This window comes from Arthrobacter sp. BI5 (assembly GCF_056680065.1).
This window is the reverse complement of record NZ_CM155264.1, coordinates 1085827-1107440: the sequence shown is the minus strand read 5'-3', so window position 1 is coordinate 1107440 and position 21614 is coordinate 1085827. Positions and strand designations below refer to the sequence as shown.

At 66.6% G+C, this 21614-nt stretch carries 14 protein-coding genes and 2 rRNA genes; 10 read left to right on the top strand and 6 right to left on the bottom strand.

Features of this window, described 5'->3' with window-relative positions:
* Nucleotides 1-170: 170 nt before the first annotated feature.
* Nucleotides 171-746 (bottom strand): phosphoribosylglycinamide formyltransferase, encoded by a 576-nt coding sequence (gene purN / locus AC1MED_RS05120; RefSeq protein WP_346960692.1) that lies wholly within the window; start codon nucleotides 744-746, stop codon nucleotides 171-173.
* 39 nt (nucleotides 747-785) lie between these two features.
* On the opposite strand from purN, the gene AC1MED_RS05115 reads away from it, so the two are divergent.
* Nucleotides 786-1217 carry a hypothetical protein gene (locus AC1MED_RS05115; protein WP_346960693.1) on the top strand — a complete coding sequence of 144 codons (432 nt, stop codon included), beginning with the start codon at nucleotides 786-788 and terminating at the stop codon, nucleotides 1215-1217.
* Nucleotides 1218-1270: 53 nt separating this feature from the next.
* On the opposite strand, the gene AC1MED_RS05110 is transcribed toward AC1MED_RS05115, so the two are convergent.
* Complete coding sequence (locus AC1MED_RS05110; RefSeq protein WP_479786556.1) at nucleotides 1271-2593, bottom strand: cell division protein PerM; 1323 nt, start codon at nucleotides 2591-2593, stop codon at nucleotides 1271-1273.
* Nucleotides 2594-2758: 165 nt separating this feature from the next.
* Between AC1MED_RS05110 and AC1MED_RS05105 the strand changes: the two genes are divergently transcribed.
* The 8 genes from AC1MED_RS05105 to AC1MED_RS05070 all read left to right on the top strand — a co-directional run bounded on the left by AC1MED_RS05105 (nucleotide 2759) and on the right by AC1MED_RS05070 (nucleotide 14310).
* Nucleotides 2759-3226 (top strand): DUF4383 domain-containing protein, encoded by a 468-nt coding sequence (locus AC1MED_RS05105; protein ID WP_346960695.1) that lies wholly within the window; start codon nucleotides 2759-2761, stop codon nucleotides 3224-3226.
* A 267-nt stretch (nucleotides 3227-3493) separates the two neighbouring features.
* Nucleotides 3494-4927 (top strand): flotillin family protein, encoded by a 1434-nt coding sequence (locus AC1MED_RS05100; protein WP_346960696.1) that lies wholly within the window; start codon nucleotides 3494-3496, stop codon nucleotides 4925-4927.
* On the top strand, nucleotides 4920-5168 hold the full coding sequence (locus AC1MED_RS05095) for a hypothetical protein (protein ID WP_479785793.1): 249 nt from the start codon (nucleotides 4920-4922) through the stop codon (nucleotides 5166-5168). The genes AC1MED_RS05100 and AC1MED_RS05095 overlap by 8 nt, the downstream gene beginning before the upstream one ends.
* A gap of 403 nt (nucleotides 5169-5571) precedes the next feature.
* Nucleotides 5572-6777, top strand: coding sequence for a glycosyltransferase family 4 protein (locus AC1MED_RS05090; protein WP_479785792.1), 1206 nt, complete (start codon nucleotides 5572-5574; stop codon nucleotides 6775-6777).
* Nucleotides 6774-8171, top strand: coding sequence for a UDP-glucose dehydrogenase family protein (locus tag AC1MED_RS05085; protein WP_479785790.1), 1398 nt, complete (start codon nucleotides 6774-6776; stop codon nucleotides 8169-8171). The genes AC1MED_RS05090 and AC1MED_RS05085 overlap by 4 nt, the downstream gene beginning before the upstream one ends.
* 192 nt (nucleotides 8172-8363) lie before the next feature.
* The gene (locus AC1MED_RS05080) at nucleotides 8364-10103 is read left to right on the top strand and encodes a putative bifunctional diguanylate cyclase/phosphodiesterase (RefSeq protein WP_479786554.1); all 1740 of its coding nucleotides are present in this window, start codon (nucleotides 8364-8366) and stop codon (nucleotides 10101-10103) included.
* 35 nt (nucleotides 10104-10138) lie between these two features.
* Entirely contained in the window at nucleotides 10139-12298 is a 2160-nt protein-coding gene (locus AC1MED_RS05075; RefSeq protein WP_479785789.1) for a putative bifunctional diguanylate cyclase/phosphodiesterase, read from the top strand.
* Nucleotides 12299-12486: 188 nt separating this feature from the next.
* Nucleotides 12487-14310 (top strand): putative bifunctional diguanylate cyclase/phosphodiesterase, encoded by a 1824-nt coding sequence (locus AC1MED_RS05070; protein WP_479785788.1) that lies wholly within the window; start codon nucleotides 12487-12489, stop codon nucleotides 14308-14310.
* Nucleotides 14311-14816: 506 nt separating this feature from the next.
* Here the strand turns inward: AC1MED_RS05070 and AC1MED_RS05065 are convergent.
* Together AC1MED_RS05065 and AC1MED_RS05060 are read right to left on the bottom strand one after the other, a co-directional pair.
* Nucleotides 14817-15119 carry an excalibur calcium-binding domain-containing protein gene (locus AC1MED_RS05065; protein ID WP_479785786.1) on the bottom strand — a complete coding sequence of 101 codons (303 nt, stop codon included), beginning with the start codon at nucleotides 15117-15119 and terminating at the stop codon, nucleotides 14817-14819.
* Between the two features lie 92 nt (nucleotides 15120-15211).
* Nucleotides 15212-16060, bottom strand: a complete 849-nt coding sequence (locus AC1MED_RS05060; protein WP_479785785.1) for an SDR family NAD(P)-dependent oxidoreductase — start codon at nucleotides 16058-16060, stop codon at nucleotides 15212-15214.
* 413 nt (nucleotides 16061-16473) lie between these two features.
* Here AC1MED_RS05060 and AC1MED_RS05055 point away from each other — a divergent pair, with 413 nt between their 5' ends.
* Nucleotides 16474-17619 (top strand): IS1249 family transposase, encoded by a 1146-nt coding sequence (locus tag AC1MED_RS05055; protein WP_479786552.1) that lies wholly within the window; start codon nucleotides 16474-16476, stop codon nucleotides 17617-17619.
* Between the two features lie 204 nt (nucleotides 17620-17823).
* Here the strand turns inward: AC1MED_RS05055 and rrf are convergent.
* Both rrf and AC1MED_RS05045 read right to left on the bottom strand, forming a co-directional pair.
* Nucleotides 17824-17940 (bottom strand): 5S ribosomal RNA (gene rrf, locus AC1MED_RS05050).
* Nucleotides 17941-18165: 225 nt separating this feature from the next.
* Nucleotides 18166-21289 (bottom strand): 23S ribosomal RNA (locus tag AC1MED_RS05045).
* Between the last annotated feature and the right edge of the window lie 325 nt (nucleotides 21290-21614).

Sequence of the window (21614 nt, the reverse complement as noted above, 5' to 3'; positions counted from 1 at the left end):
CTTGTTTTGGCAAAGCTGAACTGAGACACGATGGACCCCCGGGACGCATGAGACGAATGAGACTGCGTCAGACTATGGCCCGGATCGGCACCGCAACCGGCCCGCAAGTACTCGATTTCCGCCCGCCGGTACCCGACTTTTTCGCCGAGTACTCGCTTTTGCGGGCCCTGCTACTTGGAGGGTGTCGCGGCGGCGAGGGACTTCAGCGTTGACACCAGCAGCCGGCGCTCCACTGTCTTGATCCGTTCGTGCAGGGTTTCCTCGGTGTCGTCCTCGGCCACGCTCACGGCCTCCTGGGCGATGATCGGTCCGGTGTCCACGCCGGCGTCGGCCCAGTGCACCGTGCACCCGGTGACCTTCACGCCGTAGGCCAGGGCATCGCGGACGCCGTGGGCGCCGGGGAAGGCCGGCAACAGGGCCGGATGGGTGTTCAGGTACTTGCCGCCGAATGCGTCGATGAAGTCCGCGCTGACAATGCGCATGAACCCGGAGGACACGACGACGTCGGGCCGGTACGCGGCGACGGCGTCGGTGAGGGCGGCGTTCCAGGCGGCGCGGTCCGGGTAGGCCTTGAAGTCCACCACAAAGGTCGGGATCCCGGCGGCCGCGGAGCGCTCCACCCCGTAGGTTCCGGGCCGGTCCGCGCCGACGGCGGCCAGCTCCACGTCCAGCTCGCCGGACTTGACGGCGTCGATGACTGCCTGGAGGTTGGAGCCGGTGCCGGAGACGAGGACAACTATGCGCATTGACTTAGCTTATGGGGCCGCTCGCGTACGCTGGAAAATATGAATTCCCCCCACGAGCCCGGCGGACCCCAGCGGAGCCAGAACCCACAGAGCGAGGCGGCCAAAGAGTCGCTGCTGCGCACCCACAACCTGTTCCGCATGTTCATCGTGGTGGTGCTCGGGGCGTTCTTTGTGTACCAGCTGGACATCAACTACCTCTGGCTCACCGCCATCCTCACCGCGGCCGCCCTGGTGCTCGGCGTGGTCCTGATCGTGCGCGCACGGAGGCTTAAGGAGTCGCGCCTGGTGCTGTTCGGGACGCTCTCCGGCCTGGTGGTCTCCGTGGTGATGGTGCTGATCATTCTGGCCTCGGCGGTGTTCTTCACCCAGGTCCGGGACTACCAGCAGTGCGCCCGCCACGCGCTCACCGAGCAGGCGGCCTCGGCCTGCCGGACGGAGCTGGAGAAGTCGCTGCCCGCCCAGCTGCGCTAAGCGGCACAGACGGCCGGCCCCGCTGGCCGGCCCAGCCAAGGGCCTCAGTCGGCTCAGTCCGCTTCGGCGGCGGGTTCCAGTTCCGCTTCGTGCAGCTTCTGCCGGCGCTCCAGCCAGGGGCCGGCGGCGTAGCCGATGACGACGCCGACGCCGGTTTCCACGGCCACGAACAGCGCCATGGTCAGCGGATCCGGGCCGATGTCCGTGAGGCGTCCAATGCCGGCGGAGCCGCGCGCCAGCCAAGCCAGTGCCGCCGCCAGCAGCCCTGCCACGGCGCCGATCATGGCGCCCAGGACCAGGGTGGAGACCGTGGCGGTGAACCAGCGCGCTTTGACCTTGATGGAGAGCCATTCATCGAAGTGGTTCTCCCCCTCGCGCAGGAACCACCAGCCGGCCAGAAGCCCCGCCAGGGCGGGGACCACCAGGGCCACGAACCCGTAGTCGAGCGCGCCGGAGGGCAGCGCCGCGAACACCGGGATGGACGGCAGCGGCCCGACGGCGGTGGCCAGCGGCCCGGCCTGCGATCCGGCGCCGAGCGCGAAACCCGAGCCGGAGGTCCAGGCCAGCGCGAACACTACCAGGTTCGGCAGGTAGCCCAACTGCGCGATGGTGAGCGCCGCGCCGCCCACCGGGCCGGCGTCGAGCGCTTCATAAACGGCAATAACGAGGTTCCAGTGGATGATGAGGTCCACGGCGAGCAGGGCGGCCGCCATCGCCAGGGCGGCCATGGCCGCCACGAAGCCGGCCTTGGCGGCGGAGCCGAGGTAGGAGCCGGCCCAGCGCGAGTGCTGGCTGGTGCGCGAGAGCCAGGCGACGGCGTCGACGCCGATCAGCCGGCTCCAGGAGCCTGCCTCCCGGCGGGCGCCGATCGCCATGCCCAGTGCGAATGGGATCAGCGGGATGAGGGAGGCTGACCAGAGGCTGACGCCGACCTCGGAGGTGCGGCAGACGAAGCCGGTGGCGAATCCGAAGGCGCCGTACATCAGCCAGGAGCCGAGCAGCGCCTGCCAGAGCTGGTCCGTGTAGGACGCCCGGGCCAGCCGCCGTCCGGCGCGCCAGGCGAGCAGGAACGGGATGAGCGTCAGCCCCAGCGGAATCAGCGACAGGGTGCCGGATTCCACCCGGCCCGCGGTGCCGGCGCCGGCCGTTTCCAGCAGCAGCGGGACACCGTGGATCAGCAGCCAGGCCTGGCCGGACAGCCGGGCGAGGAATTCAAAGCCGCCGTCGCGGAATCCGGCCGTGGCCCACACCGCAAGGATCGGGGCAATCACGGCGAGCGCGGAGATCACGGCGGCCTGCGCGGACTCCAGCGCCCCTTGCAGCCATAACGGCATCGGTAGGCCACGGTTCCCGGTCTGATCAGCGCGCAGTTTCATCGTGTTCCATGGTGCCACGCGAGCGCCCCTGCACCGGGTTCCGACAGGCTCTATCCCCCGGGTTTCCGGCCGCCAGGAACGATGCAGCAGGTCCCGCGGCGGCGCTTTTTCCGCTACCCCGCCGTAAAATTTTAAGTGTCCGCAATCAGTGGTTGGAGGCAGAAAATGACTACCGCATCCCCACATGCGCACGGCGTGCATTTCGGACGGACAGATGTCCAAAACGTCGGCATGGGTGTGGGTATTGTCCTTATCGTCGTGGGCGTCCTGGGGTTCATCCCGGGCATCACCACGCAGTACAGCGAACTGAGGTTCCTCGGGCCTGATTCCCGGGCCCTGTTCCTCGGCCTGTTCCAGGTGTCCATGCTGCTGAACGTCGTTCAGCTGGCCATCGGCGCCACCGGCTGGACCATGTCCCGCAACGGCATGGGAGCCCGGAACTTCCTGATGGGCTTCGGCCTGCTGTACATCGTCTTTAGCGTTTACGGGCTGATCGTCGGCGTGGGGTCGGCGGCCAATTTCCTGTCATTCAACACCATGGACAACTGGACCCACATGGTGCTGGGTGTGGCAATGATTGGCGCCGGCTGGCTGCTGTCACGGCACCTGGCCGACGACGCACAAACCCGGTAAGCAATCACCGGGACAAGGGAGCCGCGAATGAGGACCGATTCTCAGTAATCCAACAAATTCGTACTACCTGCTGGTGCGGGCGCCCGGAGCTTTCCGCGGGTCCGCACCAGCTTCCTTGTGCCCGCCCCGGTTGCCGTGCACTTGCGCACGACGCCGGCTCCCGCGCCGGCCGCGGCGGCGGCCAGCGAAAGCGAATCCGCCAAATGCTGGACTTATTCGGCGGAGACGTCACAGACTGGCCTGACCCACCCACGTGAAAGGGTTTCCATGCCGGACTTGTCAGCCTTTATCCCGTTCCTCGCGGTCCTCGCCGGGGCCCTCGTCGTCGTCGCCGTCATCTGGGTGGCGGTCAAGCTGATGTGGAAGGTGGCCGAACCGAACGAGGCCCTGATCATCTCCGGCCTGACCCGCGGAACCCTCGAGACGCGGGACGGCATGGACTTCAAGATCGTCACCGGCAAGGGGGCGCTGGTGTTCCCCGGGCTGCAGACCGTGCGGACACTGGCCCTGACCCTGAACGAGACGGAACTCAAGGTCTCCTGCGTGACCTCCCAGGGCATCCAGGTGATTGTCGAGGGCGTGGTCATCTACAAGATCGGGGACGCGCCGCCCTTCATCGCGAACGCCGCGCGCCGGTTCCTGGGCCAGCAGCCCAAGATGCAGAGCCAGGTCTACAACGTCTTCGAAGGACACCTGCGCTCCATCATCGGCAGCATGACCGTGGAGGAGATCATCCGCGAGCGCGACAAGCTCGGCTCGCAGGTCCGCAGCGCCAGCGGGGTGGAAATGGAAAAGCTGGGCCTGGTGGTGGACTCGCTCCAGATCAAGGACCTCCAGGATCCCACCGGCTACATTGAGAACATCGCCAAGCCGCACATCGCCCAGGTGAAGATGGAGGCCCGGATCGCCGAGGCCACCCGGAACCGTGAGGCGGCCGAGCGGGAGGCGGAGGCCGCCGCGCAAATCGCCGACGCCCAGAGCCTGTCCGCAATCAAACAGTCGGAGGCACAGGCCAACGCCGAACGGGCCCGCGCCAACGCCGCCCAGGCCGGGCCGCTCGCGGAAGCCACCGCACGGCAGCAGGTGGTGGTGCAGGAAACCGAGGTAGCCAAGCTCGAGGCCGACCGCGAGGAACAAAAGCTCCAGACCACCATCCGCAAGCCCGCGGACGCCAAGGCTTATGCGAAGCGCACCGAGGCCGAGGGGCAGAAATCCGCGGACATCAGCGCGGCCGAGGCACTGGCCCGCCGCACCGAACTCGAGGCACAGGTCAACGCCCGGCGCACCGAACTCCAGGCGCAGGCCAACGCGACGGCGGCCGCGGCCGCCGCGGGCGCCACCCGTGTCACCGGTGAAGCGGAGGCTGCCGCCACGAAAGCCCGCGGTGACGCCACGGCGTCGTCGATCAAGGCTAAAGCGCTGGCCGAAGCCGACGGCATCAAGGCCCGAGGCGAGGCCCTCGGCACCAACCAGGACGCGGTCATCTCCCAGCAGCTGGCCGAAAACATGCCCGCCATCATCGCGGCGGCCGCCGAGCCGTTTGCCCACGTCGGGCAGCTCACCGTCCTCAACGGCGGTGAGGGCATCAACCGGATGATCGGCGGCATCCTGGCACAGGTCGGCGATTACCTTCCTGCGCTGCGGACGGCGTTGAAGGACGGGCAGGCAGCCAAGCAGCCGCCGAAAGCCCCGGATGCCTAGGAACGTCGACCGGAGCCTGACCGGCAGGATCGGCCGGGTCACCGGGAGGGTGGCGCCGGGCACCATCGGGGAGGTCATGCTGCCGTTCCGCGGCGGGACCAGCGCGTTCCACGCCCACCCCTTCGACAAGGAGAGCGTCTTCGCCGTCGGGGACGAGGTCCTGGTGATCTACTACGAGCCGCCGCAGACGGTCTACGTGGACGAACTCCCGGACGTGCTGCGGCACGAACCGCGCCGCTGACGCCGGCCGGCGCTGAGGCTGGGCGGCCGGGCCGCGCGGGCGACGGCGCCGGGCACCGGGCCCTGGCATTGCGACCCGCACCAATTTGCCGGATGTGGCCCCTCCGAGGCCTGCCCTAACGGCCATCCTTGGCAAACGGGCGCCACTACGTTGGAGGGCCTCGGAACGCCGTGTGGGCGGGCATCATTCCGGCCGAACATGCTCACTTGTCGCAGTAGCGAGCGCGCATATTGGGACTATGTCCAGCCGCGAGCTCGGCCGAAGGGCATGTCCAGTGTGAGGGCGGCTCGGCTGCAGCTGCCGGGCACCAGGCCGGACCCCGTACCTGCCTGTTAACCCACTCTTCCCCCGCACGCCACACCCGTGACCCCGCGCCGTCAGCCGCCGCGGCCACGGTGGAGGCGTGAGGATCGCACTAGTCGCCGAATCATTCCTGCCCCAGATGAACGGGGTCACGCACTCCATCCTGAGGATCCTGGAGCACCTGCAGGCCCGCGGCGACGAGGTGCTGGTGATCGCACCGTCCACGCAGGACACCGATGTCCCGGGCGAGGTCCACGGCGCGCAGGTCCACCGGCTCCCTTCGGTGCCCCTGGCCGGCTACACGAATGTACGGGTGGCGTTGGGCGGTGTGGCCCGGGTCAAGCGAATCCTTGCCGACTACGCCCCCGACGTCGTCCACCTCGCCTCGCCGTTCGTGCTCGGCTGGCGGGCAGCGCAGGCCGCGCACCAGCTGGGCATCCCCACTGTGGCCATTTACCAGACCGAGGTCCCCGGCTACGCGGGCCGCTACGGTGTCCCGTTCCTGGAGAACTGGGCCTGGAACCGGGTGGAGCAGATCCACCTGCTCGCCACGCGCACGCTGGTCCCCTCCACGTTCGCGCGGCACCAGTTCCTGGGCCGCGGCATTCCGCGGGTCCACATGTGGCGGCGCGGCGTAGACACCCGGCGGTTCAGCCCGGAAAAGCGCGACGACGCGTGGCGGGCTTCCGTGGCCCCCGGCGGCGAGCGCATCATCGGCTACGTCGGCCGGCTCGCTGTCGAAAAGCAGGTGGAGGACCTGGCGGTGCTCGCCGATCTGCCCGGCACCCGGCTGGTGATCGTCGGCGGCGGGCCGCAGCGCGAAGCGCTTGAGGCTGCGCTCCCGGACGCGGTGTTCACCGGGTTCCTCGGCGGCGAGCAACTGGCCCGGGCCGTCGCGTCCTTTGACCTGTTCGTCCATCCCGGCGAGTTCGAGACCTTCTGCCAGACCATCCAGGAGGCCATGGCGTCCGGGGTCCCGGTGGTCGCCACCGGCCGCGGCGGCCCGCTGGACCTGGTGGAGAACTCCCGCACCGGTTGGCTCTACGAACCGGGCGACCTTGCCGCGCTGCGGTCCCGGGTGCAGGACCTGACCGGCGACGACGCCAAGCGCCGCGCGTTCGCCGCCGCGGCGCACGCCTCGGTCCAGGGCCGGACCTGGCAGGCGCTGGGCGAAGAGCTCGTGCGGCACTACGAAGCGGTCCTGGCCGGTACAACCAGCGGTTCAAGCAGCCCCGGTACAAACACCCCTGGCGCCAACCCCCGTGCCGCCAGCCCCGGCGCCACCAGCAGAGGAGCGACCCTGTGAAAATCTCCGTGATCGGCTGCGGCTACCTCGGCGCCGTACATGCCGCCACCCTTGCCTCGATGGGGCACACGGTCGTGGGGATCGACGTCGACGCCGCCAAGGTGGCCCCGCTGGACCGCGGCGCCGCCCCATTCTACGAGCCGGGCCTGGACGAACTCCTGCGCGACGGCCGCGCCACCGGCCGGCTCGCCTTTTCCACCAACTTCGCCGACGCCGCCGGCGCGGAACTGCACTTCCTCTGCGTCGGGACGCCGCAGTCCAAGACGTCCGACGGCGCCGACCTCAGCTACCTGGTTTCCGCCGTCGACGCGCTGCCCCCGTTCCTGGCGCCGCGCGCCGCCGTCGTGGGCAAGTCCACCGTGCCGGTGGGAACGGTGGACATGCTCCGCGGCGTCCTGGCCGACCGCCCGGACGTGCTCCTGGGCTGGAACCCGGAGTTCCTGCGCCAGGGCACTGCGGTCAAGGATTCCCTGGTGCCGGACCGGCTGGTCTACGGCGTTCCCGGCGGCGCAGGCCCCGCCCGGCCATCGGAGCGTGCCGGGCACCCGAAGAACGCCGGGGCGGCCGTCACCGCTGCCCTGGACGCGGTGTACGGTCCCCTGCTCTGCGCCGGGATTCCCCGGATCATCTGCAACTTCGCGACGGCGGAACTGATCAAGTCGGCGTCGAACGCGTACCTCGCCACCAAGCTGAGCTTCATCAACGCGATGGCCGAACTCTGCGAGGCCTCCGGCGCGGACGTCACCGAGCTGGGCGAGGCGATGGGCCTGGACCCGCGGATCGGCGGCCGCTACCTGCACGCCGGGCTCGGCTTCGGCGGCGGCTGCCTGCCCAAGGACATCCGCTCGCTCCGGGTGCAGGCCGCCGCGCTGGGCGTCGATTCGGTGGACGCCTGGATGGCCACGGTGGACGGGATCAACCGGGACCAGCGCAGCCGCACGGTGGCGGCGGCCCGGGAACTCTGCGGCGGCCGGCTGGACGGCCGCCGCGTCACCGTGCTGGGCGCGGCCTTCAAACCTGACACCGACGACATCCGCGACTCCCCCGCCCTGGACGTGGCCCGGCAACTGGCCGACGCCGGCGCGCACGTCACCGTCACGGACCCGGCCGCGATCAACAACGCCTGGCTGCGCTACCCGCAGCTGCGCTTCGAGGCCTCCGTCGACCGAGCGCTCGACGGCGCCGAGCTGGTGCTCCTGCTGACCGAATGGGAGGCCTACCGCACGCTCTCGCCGGCCGCCGCTGGGAGGCTGGTCCGGCGCCGGACGGTCCTGGATGCACGGAACGCGCTCGACGCCGCCGCCTGGACGGCGGCCGGCTGGACTGTCCGGGGGTTGGGGCGCGGACTGGGGCGCGCCGGCTCCGGGACCCGCGCGGCCGCTGCCGCCGGCTGAGCGGCCGGGCCCGCCCGGCGGGAGCGCCGCAACCCGCCCGGCCCCGCGCCGTGGCGTCCGGGCCGCGCGGCGCCCCCTATGATTTCTGAGGGGAGGATTCACCATGCACCATCGTTGGTCTCAGATTTGTCCGGTTACGGCCGCGTGAGCACTTCCGCGCGCACCGACGAGGACGCCCGGCTCCGCGAAGCGATGTCCCTGCTCTCCGCCACGCTGGAGTCCACGGCGGACGGCATCCTGGTGGTCAGCGCCGGGGGCCGGATCTCCTCCGTCAACAACCAGTTCCTCACCATGTGGGGCATCGACCGCGAGCTCGTGGACACTGGCGACGACGAATCCGTGATGCGCTCCGTGCTGGGCCAGCTGACGGACCCCGAGCAGTTCCTGGCCAAGGTGACCGCCCTCTACGCCGCCCCGGAGGCAGAGAGCAACGACGTGCTGCAGTTCCGCGACGGACGCACTTTCGAGCGGTATTCGCGCCCGCAAAAGATCGGCGACCAGGTGGTGGGCCGCGTCTGGAGCTTCCGCGACGTCACCGCGGCACGGCGCGCCCAGGACCAGATCAGCCAGGCGATGGCCGACCTCGCGCAGCAGGCCAGCCAGCTGAAGGCCCTTGCGTTCCAGGATCCCCTGACCGGGCTCTCCAACCGTCAGCTCTTCAACGACTCCCTGGCGCACGCCCTCGCCGGACCGTGTGGGACCGCCGTCGACGTCCTGCTGCTGGACCTGGACGATTTCAAGGAGGTCAACGACGTCCACGGCCACCACGCCGGGGACCAGATGCTGATCGAGGTGGGCCGCCGGCTGCGCGCCTGCGTCCGGCCCAGCGACGTTGTAGCACGGCTGGGCGGCGACGAGTTCGTGGTCCTGCTGGTCGGATCGCTCGACGCCGACGCGGCCGCCGCACGGATCGTCGAATCCCTCAAGCTCCCGGTCTTGATTGACGGCACCATGCTGCGGCCCAGCCTGAGCCTGGGTCTGGCGTCCATCAGCGAGGACGCCGTGGACGCCTCCGAACTGCTCCGCCGCGCCGACATTGCCATGTACGCGGCCAAGACGGCCGGCAAGAACCGCTACCTGCGTTTCCGCCCGGAAATGATGACCGCCCTGCTCGAGCGCACCGACCTCGAAGCCGGGCTGCGCACCGCCGTCGACAGCGGGCAGATCGCGGTGCACTACCAGCCGATCGTCTCCACGAAGCTGGGCACCGTGGTCAAGGTCGAGGCGCTGGCCCGCTGGGAGCGCGACGGCGTCCTGGTCCCGCCGCAGCAGTTCATCCCCGCCGCGGAACGCAGCGGCCTGATCGTGGAGATCGGCACCGAGGTCCTGCTGCGCGGCTGCACCGAGCTGGAACCCTGGCTCTCCGCGGACCCCACCCGCTCGCTCGCCGTCAACGTCTCCGGCGTGCAGCTGCAGCAGGGCAACTTCCCGGAACTGCTGGTCGCCACCGCCGGCTCCTGCGGAGTGGACCCGCACCAGCTGGTCGTCGAGGTCACCGAGAGTGTCTTCTTCGACGACGACTGCCAGGTCCAGCGCCAGCTCGTGCAGCTCCGCAGCGCCGGGGTCCGGGTGGCCCTGGACGACTTCGGCACCGGCTACTCCTCACTGGGCCGGCTGCAGGACCTGCCGGTGGACACGCTCAAGATCGACCAGTCCTTCGTCGCGCTGATCCGCGAGGGTACCGAACGGCTCCCCATCCTGGACTGCATGATCGACATGGCCCACGGCCTGGGCCTGACCGTCACCGCCGAGGGCGTCGAGACCCGCGAACAGGCCGCGTACCTGATCGGCCGAGGCTGCGATTCCCTGCAGGGGTTCCTGTTTTCGATGCCCCAACCGGCTGACCGGCTGCCCGCCGCGCTGTCGGCGTCGGCCTCCACCATCACCGGCCTGCGCCGCGACACCACCGCCCAAACACAGCCGGTGCTGTGATTTGGGTCTCATGGCCCTATGATGCTTGAAGTTTAATGACCACCGCCCTGCCGGTGGCTTCGAGTACCGAACGCCCGGGGGCTGGCATCGACGTGGAACAAGGATTGGCGGAAACCCTGCTGACGCAGGGCCCTGACGCGTTGCTGCAGCTCACCACCGAGGGGGTCATCTCTTACCTCAATCCCGCGGCGGAGCGCCTGTTCGGCTACTCCCGGGAGGAGCTGATCGGCGTCGCGCACCACCGGCTGCTGGTGGAGGACGACCGCGGCGGTTTCCTGCGGGTGCTGAGCCGGCTCGGCCGTGCCGGCACGTTGGGGACGAAACCCTTCACCGGCCTCGGGCTGCACCGCGACGGCCGCGAACTCCCGCTGGAAATCACCTGCTCGCTGGTCACGACGCCGGCCGGAACGTCGATGGCGGTGGCGGTCCGCGACACCACGCACCGCCAGGACGACGACGCCGGCCGCCGGAGTGCCGTTTCGCTGCTCGACGCCACCTTGGAAACGACGGCAGACGCCATCGTGGTGGTGTCCAACAGCGGCCAGATCACCGGCGTCAACGAACAATACCTGCAGTTGTGGGGCATGCCGCGTGAGATCCTGGCCGAGGACGACGCCTATGCACTGGTCAGATTCATCGCCAAGCAACTGGTCGCCCCGGACTGCTTCAAGGCCAAGGTCGCCGAGCTCTACGCCAACCACGAGCTGCACAGCCACGACCTCCTCGAGTTCCGGGACGGCCGCACGGTGGAACTGAACTCACGGCCGCAGAAGGTCGCCGACGAAGTCGTGGGCCGGATCTGGAACTTCCGCGACGTCACGTCCCGGACCGTGGCGCAGGACCAGGCCCGCCGCGCCCTCGACGAACTGGCCCAGCAGGCGGACCAGCTCAAGGCCCTCGCGTTCCAGGATCCGCTGACCGGGCTGGCCAACCGCATGCTCTTCAACGAGCGCGCCACGGCTGCGCTGGAGTCTCCCGGCCCGGTGGCGGTGCTGCTGCTGGACCTGGATGACTTCAAGGAAGTCAACGACATCCTGGGCCACCACGCCGGGGACCAGATGCTGGTGGAGATTTCCCGCCGGCTGCAGAACTGTGTGGGCCCGCACGGCACCGTGGCCCGCCTGGGCGGAGACGAGTTTGTGGTGCTGCTGGTCGGCTGCAACGACTCGGACGCGGTGGCCCAGCGGATCGTGGCCGCGCTGAACGCCCCGGTTTCGATCGAGGGCACCCTGATGCGGCCGGGGCTGAGCCTGGGCGTGGCAACGCGCGGAACGGAGGGCATGTCCTCCTCCGAGCTGCTGCGGCAGGCGGACGTGGCGATGTACGCCGCTAAGGAGGCCGGCAAGAACTGCTACGTGCACTTCCAGCCGGAGATGCTGACCACCCTGCTGGAGCGCACCCAGCTCACCGCGGGGCTGCGCCGCGCCGTCGAACTGGGCCAGATCAAGGTGTTCTACCAGCCCGTGATCTCTACGAACCGGCGCGAGGTGGTGCAGTTCGAGGCCCTGGCGCGCTGGGAACGCGACGGGGTGCTGATGGCACCGGACACCTTCATCCAGACGGCGGAGCGCAGCGGCCTGATCCGCGACATCGGCGCCGAGGTGCTCCGGCAGAGCTGCACCGAGCTGCAGTCCTGGCTGGCCGAGGATCCGGGACGGACCCTGGCGGTCAACGTTTCCGGCGTGCAGCTGCAGCACAAGGACTTCGCCGAACGGGTGCTGGACATCGCCGCCTGGAGCCGGGTGGACCCGCACCAGTTGGTCCTGGAGGTCACCGAGAGCGTGTTCTTCGACGCCGCCTCCCACGTGATCCAGCAGCTGATCAGCCTGCGCGCCGCGGGCATCCGGGTGGCGCTGGACGACTTCGGCACCGGCTATTCCTCGCTGGGCCGGCTGCAGGAGCTCCCCGTGGACGCGGTGAAGATCGACAAGTCCTTTGTGTCCATGCTGCATACCGGCGAGGAACGGCTGCCTATTCTGACCTCGATGATCCATATGGCCCACAGCCTGGGCCTGCGCGTGACCGCCGAGGGCATCGAGACCCCCACCCACGCCCGGTATCTGATGGATCACGAGTGCGACGCCCTGCAGGGCTACCTGTTCTCCCGGCCGGTTCCGGCGGCGCGCCGGGCAGCGGCCGTGGCGCAATCCGCGGAGGCGTTGGAGGCGTTGCCGGAACCCGCCGCGATCCTCTGACATCACCGGGTGTCCGGGCACCCGGACGACACATTCGCGCGCTTTCGGGAATACGGTCCGGGCGGCACGGGACTGTGCTACCGAGCACATATGATTTCAGCAGGCGCGGCCCGCAGCGAACCCAGACCGGTTCCCGGCGGAGTCCGCCGCCATTCACAGATCCATCGCTTTTGGGGGCAGCACACATCATGGACGCAGCGTTCGCACAGACAGTGCTGGAGCACAGCCCCGACGCCCTTTTGCTGCTTGCCCCGGACGGGTCCATCACCTTCGCGAACACTGCCGCGGAGCAGCTCTTCGGCTACTCCCGTGCGCAGTTGCTGGGCGCCGACTACAGCCTGCTGCTGGCCGAGTCCTCCCGTGAGGGCTTCCACCAGGTCCTGGCCGGACTGGAAGGCGGCACCGGGCGGACGCCCTTCACCGGGGCGGGCCGCCGGGGCGACGCCTCCGAGTTCCCGGCCCAAATCACCTGCGCCGCGCTTCCGTCTGCGCCCGGCACGGCCGGGACCGTCGCCGTGTCCGTGCGCCCGGGAGTCCCGGCCCGCTCCGGCGCCGTTCAGTCCTTTGCCCCGCTCGACGGCGGCACGCCGGCGGGTGCCGCCGCAGCGGCAGCCGCTCCCCGCCGTCGAACGTTCAGCTCACTGGAGGCCGAACTGGTGCCCGGCACCACCGGTGTGCTCCCCCGGCTCACGCCCGCCGAACACGACGATCAGCTCAAGGCGGCCGTACTGCGGGACACGCTGACCGGGCTGCCCAACGGGACGCTGTTCAACGAACGCCTCGCCGCGGCGCTGCGCCGGCCGGACCCGGTGGACGTGCTGCTGCTGAACGTGGACGACTTCAAGAGCTACAACGACATGCTGGGCCGGTCCGCCGCGGACGAGCTTCTGGTGGAAGTCGCCAGCCGGCTGCGCAACTGCGTCCGGCCGCACGACACGGTGGCACGGCTGGGCGGCGACGAATTTGTGGTGCTGCTGACCGAGTGCCTCAACGCCGGCGCCGTGGCGAAGCGGATCTCCGAGTCCCTGTACGTCCCGGCGCGGATCGGCGGCTCGCTGGTGCGGCCCGGGGTGAGCATGGGCCTGGCGTCCAAGACGCCGCAGACGGTCGACGGCGCGGAGCTGCTGCGGCAGGCAGACTCGGCCATGGCGGCGGCCAAGGCGGCGGGGAAGAACACCTGGCTGCAGTTCCGGCCGGAGATGCTGAACACGGCCGCGCACAAGGCCCAGGGCGAGACCGGGCTCCGCCAGGCGGTGGAGCTGGGCCAGATCTCGGTCCACTACCAGCCGGTGGTGTCCCCCGGGCTCGGCGCCGTGGTGCAGTTCGAGGCGTTTGCGCGCTGGGAGCGGCACGGCAAGCTGGTGCCGCCCAACCAGTTCCTGCCCGTGGCCGAGCAGAGCGGGCTGATCCGCGAGATCGGCGACGAGGTCATGCGCCGCGCCTGCGCCGAGATCCGGCCCTGGCTGGCCGGCGACGCCGCGTACAGCGTGGCCGTGAACGTCTCCGGCCTGCAGTTCCAACAGCGCGACTTCGCCACCGACGTGCTGGGCATTGTCGCCTCCACCGGGGTGAACCCGCGCCAGCTGATGCTCGAGCTGACCGAGAGTGTGTTCTTCGACGCCGACTCTGATGTGCTCCGCCAGCTTGCGCAGCTGCGCGAGGCCGGCGTCCGGATCGCAATGGACGACTTCGGCACCGGTTACTCGACGCTGGGCCGGCTGAAGGAACTGCCGCTGGACAAGGTCAAGATCGACCGGTCCTTTGTGGCGATGATCAAGACCGGCAAGGAGCACCTGCCGTTCTTCCGCACCATGATCAATACCGCGCAGAACCTGGGCTTGAAGGTCACGGCCGAGGGTATCGAGACGCCGGCGCAGGCCAAGTACCTGATGGACCTGGGCTGCGACTCGCTCCAGGGTTACCTGTTCGCCAAGCCCGCCCCGGCCAGCGACCTCGCCGGCACCATGGAGAGCGCCCTGACGGCCATCGACAAGGTCGAAGCCGCGGGCTAGCCTCCGGCAGACGCTCCCGCAGCTCCGGTCGACTCGGACGTGACGCTTCCTCAGAACCGGTCGGCCCGGGCGTGACGCTCCCGCAGCTCCGGACGGCTCGGGCGAGACGCTCCCTCAGCACCGGTCGACTCGGACGTGACGCTCCCGCAGCTCCGGGGCTGACGTTCCCGCCCAGTTGTACCCTTCCGCAGCGCTCCGGCAGCCCGGTGTACCCCGGATTGGCGCGGAGTGCACACTGTGACCGCGTCTAGAACTGGGCTGGAACGCTGCCGCCGGCCGACAGCTCGGGCGGTTGGAATGCCGGCGCGCCCCTGACTTGCCCGTCGCCGACATCTACCACGGCTCCGCGGCCGACGTTCCGCCCAGTTGTACCCCGCCGCAGCCACCCTGCGGACAGCCGGGGCCGCGGTTTGGCGCGGAGTGCCCTCTGTGCCCGCGCCAAGAACCGGGCAGGAACGTCAGCATCGGGCCCGCAAACCGCCTGGCCGGGGCCGGGCGCGCTCGGGTTAGCGCTTTTCGCAGGCGATGCCGTCGTTGTCACGATCGAGGTCGTACTCGCCGCGGTGCCGGGGCCAGCCGCCGTCGTTGTAGCTGTACAGCGTGTTGTCCACGCGGAAGGTGGTGACCCGCTGACCGCTGGTTTTGTCCCGCGCACCCTTGCGGCCGACGCCGTGCGGGTACACCTTGTTGAGCTCGGTGCAGTTCTTGTACGACTTCGGCGACGGCGCGGCAGACGCCGGTACGGCAGTGCCGCTCAGGACGACGGCGCTGGCCGCCAGCGAGGCAATCATCAGTTTCTTCAGGCGCACCTTCGAGCACTCCCCCAATATAAAGCCCTCGGCCGCGTGTCCGCGAGGGGCAGGGAAAGACTATCCCACGCTTCCGTTGATTGGGGTGAGGCTCAGCTCCGGGGGTCGAGCCTGTCGGAGTCCTGGGCCACCATGGCGGCGCTGCGCTCCCACAGTTCCCGGGCCAGTTCCGCATCGTAGGCCTGCTTGTTGGCCTTAGCCAGCCCCCGCTTGGCATAGTAAGCGCCCGGGACCCAGTCCCGCCCCGGGACGGCCGTGGCAAGCCACACGAGGGTGTCTGCGCCCTGCTCCGGGGACAGCATGAACCGGTTGAGGAAGCTGCGGTACATAAAGCGGAACGGGCTGGTGGTATCCGCGGCGAAGTTGGTGGCCACGACGCCGGGGTGGAATGCCGCCGTGGAGATGCCGGCCGCGTGGTAGCGGTTGTGCAGTTCGGCCGTGAAGAGGATGTTCTCCAGCTTGGCGTTGCCGTAGGCCAGGTTAGCGGAGTACTTGTTCGCGAGCTCCAGGTCGTTGATGTCCAGCCGCCCATAGAGGGAGTTGGCGGCGCTAGAGGTGTTGATAACGGTGGCCTTGCTGGCGGTGAGGGTATCCAGCAGTTCGGTGGTCAGCAGGAACGGAGCCAGGTGGTTGATCTGGAAGGTCTTCTCGTGCCCGTCCACGGTGAGCTGCCGGGGGCCCATGATGCCGCCGGCGTTGTTCGCCAGGACGTCGATCCGCGGGTACTTCTCCTTCAGCTGCGCGGCGAGCCGGCGCACCTGTGCCAGATCGGCGAAGTCGCTGACGAAGTAGTCCGCCCCGGCCTCCTTCGCGACGCGCTCGGTCTTCTCCGCGGAACGCCCGACGACGACGACGTGCTCGCCCTGTGCGGCGAGGGTCCGGGCCGCGGACGCGCCGATCCCGTCGCTGGCGCCGGTGATGACAATGGTCCGTGCAGTCATGGGGTCTCCCGAGTTGGTTGGTAGAAGCTACTCAAGGGTAATCAACGCCGAAGCACCGTCCGGTGTTCCTCCCCCACCCGACGCTCCCGCAGATGATGGCACGTTCCACCCAACGTTCCCGCAGACGTGGCGAGTATTTCACCGACGCCCCCCGCAGTCGCGGCTAGTATTCCACCGACGCTCCCGCACTTTTGGCCGGCTTAGGCGCGATGCTCCCGCAATTGATGAGTGCCGGAGGAGCCGCCGGCATTGACGCATGAGTCGGCCGACGGCGGCGATGCGTCATTGAACGTGCAAGGGGATTTTGGGTTATAGGACAAAACGTGTGTATGGATTGGGCCTGCTTCCCAGTGACGGCACGGAAAATCCGAGATAGCTAAGCTTTGAAAGCTTAGGGTGGCTGGGGTGCTTGCATATCTCTGGAATGTCTGGTCCGTGGTCGGTCGCTGGTTCGGAACGGAAAAACGGCGGCCGGGAAGCAGCGATATCGGTGCCTGGTTTGCGGGGCGAGCCGCTCGGGTGACCGCCCGGATGTGAGCCGGCGTGCGGAGCTGGACGCGTTTCTGGGCTGGCTGTTGGGCACCGGCAACCAAGCAGGAGCTGCCTCGTTCGGCACAGCCCGGTCATTCCGGCGCCGCACGGCGTGGTGCTGGAATATCGCCCCGGAGATTCCGGCCACGGGCGAGGTCCATGATCAGGTCCAGATCGACGGGATCTACGTCGGGTCGTGGTGTTGCCTGATCGCGATCGCCGGAGAGCACGTGATCGGCTGGCAGTGGTGCGACACCGAGAAGAAGGCCGCCTGGGCCGCCCTCCTTCAGCGGTTCCCCGCACCGCGGGTGGTGATTACCGACGGTGGATCCGGGATCGCCGCCGCCCTGTCTGATTGCTGGTCCGACACGGCCGTGCAGCGCTGCCTGGTCCACGTCCAGCGCAACGTGCGCACCTACCTGACCAGCCGTCCCCGGACCGACGCGGGCAGGACGCTGCTGCGGTTGGGAAGGGCCCTGACGAGGGTCAGCACACCGGCCCAGGCCGCGGCATGGCTGGGACACCTCAACGACTGGTATCAGGACTATGGGCATCTCGTCCGGGCCCGGACCTACCGCAACGCTACCCCCGTCGTGCCGGGATGGGTCAGAACCAACCAGACCTGGTGGTTCACCCACGACCGTCTCCGAAAGGCCTACCGCCTCCTGGAACGACTCAGCCAGGCAGGGACACTGTTCACCTACCTCCGTCACGAGTTCGCCGGACTCGAGATCGCCTCCACCACCAACCGGATTGAAGGAGGCACGAACGCCCAGCTCAGACTGCTCCTCCGAGCCCACCGGGGCATGAGCGAAGAACATCAAAAGCGGGCCATCGAGTGGTACCTCTACCTGCACAGCGAAAGCCCGGTCCCGCCCGCCGGACTCATCCGCCCAGAGCATCACACACCCAAACGCCCGCCGGCCCAAACCGACGTCGAGCAACCAGCGGGACCCGAGAAATACGGCAACGCCGCCACCGCAGAAGAAGGCCTCTGGGCCCGCGCAGGCTGGGCAGGACGCCCCTGACACGCCCGGCATTTACACACGTTTTGTCCTATAACCCGGGATTTTCGTTTTAGCAGCCTGTTGTGCGGGAGCGTTGTGTGCTTGCGGGCAGGATCTGCGGGAGGGTTGTTGACCTGCCGGCGCGTTCTGCGGGAGGGTTCGGCGGTTTGGGGGTTAAAGAGCTCAGGCCCCGACACGTGGTGTCGGGGCCTGGCTGTAATGGTTGTCCGGCGGTGACCTACTCTCCCACACCCTCCCGGGTGCAGTACCATCGGCGCTGTGGGTCTTAGCTTCCGGGTTCGGAATGGGACCGGGCGTTTCCCCCACGCTATGACCGCCGTAACCCTTGCTCCGCACCCCTGGTTCCGCTTGTGCGGGGTTCCGTGGGTGGGAAATCTGTGGTTACAACTTCCTGCCCCTGGGGGCAGTGTGGTGTTGTTATTCAGTTTTGGTTCCTCAACAACGGGTTTGTTGTTTGGGAACCACATAGTGGACGCAAGCAGTCTTGTTTCTTTGTACTCCTCCCTGGTGTGAACGTCTTTTGAATCCGTTCACGAAGAAGAGTGTGTGGTGTAAGTTATCGGCCTATTAGTACCGGTCAGCTTCACGAGTCGTTAGTCCTCGCTTCCACATCCGGCCTATCAACCCAGTGGTCTGGCTGGGGGCCTCTCACACACAAGGTGTATGGAAATCTCATCTCGAAGCGAGCTTCCCGCTTAGATGCTTTCAGCGGTTATCCCATCCGAACGTAGCTAATCAGCGGTGCACTTGGCAGTACAACTGACACACCAGAGGTTCGTCCGTCCCGGTCCTCTCGTACTAAGGACAGCCCTTCTCAAATTTCCTGCGCGCGCAGCGGATAGGGACCGAACTGTCTCACGACGTTCTAAACCCAGCTCGCGTACCGCTTTAATGGGCGAACAGCCCAACCCTTGGGACCTACTCCAGCCCCAGGATGCGACGAGCCGACATCGAGGTGCCAAACCATGCCGTCGATATGGACTCTTGGGCAAGATCAGCCTGTTATCCCCGAGGTACCTTTTATCCGTTGAGCGACGGCCATTCCACAATGTACCGCCGGATCACTAGTCCCGACTTTCGTCCCTGCTCGAGATGTCTCTCTCACAGTCAAGCTCCCTTGTGCACTTACACTCGACACCTGATTGCCAACCAGGCTGAGGGAACCTTTGGGCGCCTCCGTTACTTTTTAGGAGGCAACCGCCCCAGTTAAACTACCCATCAGGCACTGTCCCTGACCCGGATTACGGGCCGAAGTTAGATGTCCAAAGTGACCAGAGTGGTATTTCAACGATGACTCCACCCGAACTGGCGTCCGGGCTTCAACGTCTCCCACCTATCCTACACAAGCCACTCCGAACACCAATACCAAACTATAGTAAAGGTCTCGGGGTCTTTCCGTCCTGCTGCGCGTAACGAGCATCTTTACTCGTACTGCAATTTCGCCGAGTTTATGGTTGAGACAGCGGGGAAGTCGTTACTCCATTCGTGCAGGTCGGAACTTACCCGACAAGGAATTTCGCTACCTTAGGATGGTTATAGTTACCACCGCCGTTTACTGGGGCTTAAATTCTCAGCTTCGCCTTGCGGCTAACCGGTCCTCTTAACCTTCCAGCACCGGGCAGGAGTCAGTCCGTATACATCGTCTTGCGACTTCGCACGGACCTGTGTTTTTAGTAAACAGTCGCTTCCCCCTGGTCTCTGCGGCCCCTGCACGCTCCGGACAGCTAGTGTCCATCACGATAGGGGCCCCCCTTCTCCCGAAGTTACGGGGGCATTTTGCCGAGTTCCTTAACCATAATTCTCTCGATCGCCTTAGTATTCTCTACCTGATCACCTGTGTCGGTTTGGGGTACGGGCGGCTAAAACCTCGCGTCGATGCTTTTCTAGGCAGCATAGGATCACCGAATCCCCCCATACGGGGGTCCCGTCGGGTCTCAGGCATCATGAACGGCGGATTTGCCTACCGTTCGCCCTACATCCTTAGACCGGGACAACCATCGCCCGGCTCGGCTACCTTCCTGCGTCACACCTGTTAATACGCTTGCCTCCCAGGTTTCGGTCCCGCGCTCCACCAAAACCCTTCACCCACAAGGGGTGTCGGGCAGGTCTCGGGCGGTTAGTATCCCCTGTTCAGCATGGGCGGTTTTTCGCCGGTACGGGAATATCAACCCGTTGTCCATCGACTACGCCTGTCGGCCTCGCCTTAGGTCCCGACTTACCCAGGGCAGATTAGCTTGACCCTGGAACCCTTGATCATTCGGCGGACGGGTTTCTCACCCGTCTTTCGCTACTCATGCCTGCATTCTCACTCGTGTAGGCTCCACCGCTGGTTTACACCGCGACTTCACTGCCCACACGACGCTCCCCTACCCATCCAGACGCCTGAACCACAAGGGCTTAGCTAATATCTGAATGCCACAACTTCGGCGGTGTACTTGAGCCCCGCTACATTGTCGGCGCGGAATCACTTGACCAGTGAGCTATTACGCACTCTTTTAAGGATGGCTGCTTCTAAGCCAACCTCCTGGTTGTCTTCGCAACTCCACATCCTTTCCCACTTAGCACACGCTTAGGGGCCTTAGTTGGTGGTCTGGGCTGTTTCCCTCTCGACTATGAAGCTTATCCCCCACAGTCTCACTGCTGCGCTCTCACTTACCGGCATTCGGAGTTTGGCTGACGTCAGTAACCTTGTAGGGCCCATTAGCCATCCAGTAGCTCTACCTCCGGTAAGAAACACGCAACGCTGCACCTAAATGCATTTCGGGGAGAACCAGCTATCACGAAGTTTGATTGGCCTTTCACCCCTACCCACAGCTCATCCCCTCCATTTTCAACTGAAGTGGGTTCGGTCCTCCACGACGTCTTACCGTCGCTTCAACCTGGCCATGGGTAGATCACTTCGCTTCGGGTCTAGATCACGCCACTGCAACGCCCTGTTCAGACTCGCTTTCGCTACGGCTTCCCCACACGGGTTAACCTCGCGACGTAACACTAACTCGCAGGCTCATTCTTCAAAAGGCACGCCGTCACAGCTACAAGGCTGCTCCGACGGATTGTAAGCACACGGTTTCAGGTACTGTTTCACTCCCCTCCCGGGGTACTTTTCACCTTTCCCTCACGGTACTGGTCCGCTATCGGTCATTAGGGAGTATTTAGGCTTATCAGGTGGTCCTGACAGATTCGCACGGGATTTCTCGGGCCCCGTGCTACTTGGGATACTTCCCAGGCGGCACACTACATTTCGGTTACGGGGCTCACACCCTCTCTGGCCGGCCTTTCAAGACCGTTCACCTATGCACATGCTCTCACCCCACTGTCCCGGCAGAGACAGAACGGAAAGTCCCACAACCCCGACCATGCAACGCCCGCCGGCTATCACACATGGAACGGTTTAGCCTGATCCGCGTTCGCTCGCCACTACTAACGGAATCACTATTGTTTTCTCTTCCTGCGGGTACTGAGATGTTTCACTTCCCCGCGTTCCCTCCACGCACCCTATGTGTTCAGATGCGGGTCACCAGATCACTCGCGCGTCTGGCGGGGTTTCCCCATTCGGACACCCTGGGATCACAGTCCGGTTATCGACTCCCCCAGGCTTATCGCAGATTCCTACGTCCTTCTTCGGCTCCTAATGCCAAGGCATCCACCGTGTGCTCTTAAAAACTTGACCACAAAAGATCAAGGAGTAATTTCGAGAGAACCACAGAAACCAACCACACCCAACAACACCACCCAAGGGTGACACCATCACGCGCAGCCAGATCCAGGTTCATATTCTTGGAAATTGCTTCTTATAAAAGATGCTCGCGTCCACTATGTAGTTCTCAAACAACAACCCCATACCACACACCCCACACACCCCAACCCCCGAAAGGACCGATCAGTGCATGTTCGCTGCAGCCGGGAAACCAGAAACACAAGTCCCACACCCCGCACCCCCAACCCCCAAAAGGAGAAGAACGCGCAGGCCATGGTCCTGTTGTCTCAGGACCCAA

Excerpts from the sequence above, each read along its gene's own strand:
- purN (WP_346960692.1), bottom strand. The coding sequence starts at position 746 with ATGCGCATAGTTGTCCTCGTCTCCGGCACCGGCTCCAACCTCCAGGCA.
- AC1MED_RS05115 (WP_346960693.1), top strand. The coding sequence starts at position 786 with ATGAATTCCCCCCACGAGCCCGGCGGACCCCAGCGGAGCCAGAACCCA.
- AC1MED_RS05110 (WP_479786556.1), bottom strand. The coding sequence starts at position 2,593 with ATGAAACTGCGCGCTGATCAGACCGGGAACCGTGGCCTACCGATGCCG.
- AC1MED_RS05105 (WP_346960695.1), top strand. The coding sequence starts at position 2,759 with ATGACTACCGCATCCCCACATGCGCACGGCGTGCATTTCGGACGGACA.
- AC1MED_RS05100 (WP_346960696.1), top strand. The coding sequence starts at position 3,494 with ATGCCGGACTTGTCAGCCTTTATCCCGTTCCTCGCGGTCCTCGCCGGG.
- AC1MED_RS05095 (WP_479785793.1), top strand. The coding sequence starts at position 4,920 with ATGCCTAGGAACGTCGACCGGAGCCTGACCGGCAGGATCGGCCGGGTC.
- AC1MED_RS05080 (WP_479786554.1), top strand. The coding sequence starts at position 8,364 with ATGTCCCTGCTCTCCGCCACGCTGGAGTCCACGGCGGACGGCATCCTG.
- AC1MED_RS05075 (WP_479785789.1), top strand. The coding sequence starts at position 10,139 with ATGACCACCGCCCTGCCGGTGGCTTCGAGTACCGAACGCCCGGGGGCT.
- AC1MED_RS05070 (WP_479785788.1), top strand. The coding sequence starts at position 12,487 with ATGGACGCAGCGTTCGCACAGACAGTGCTGGAGCACAGCCCCGACGCC.
- AC1MED_RS05060 (WP_479785785.1), bottom strand. The coding sequence starts at position 16,060 with ATGACTGCACGGACCATTGTCATCACCGGCGCCAGCGACGGGATCGGC.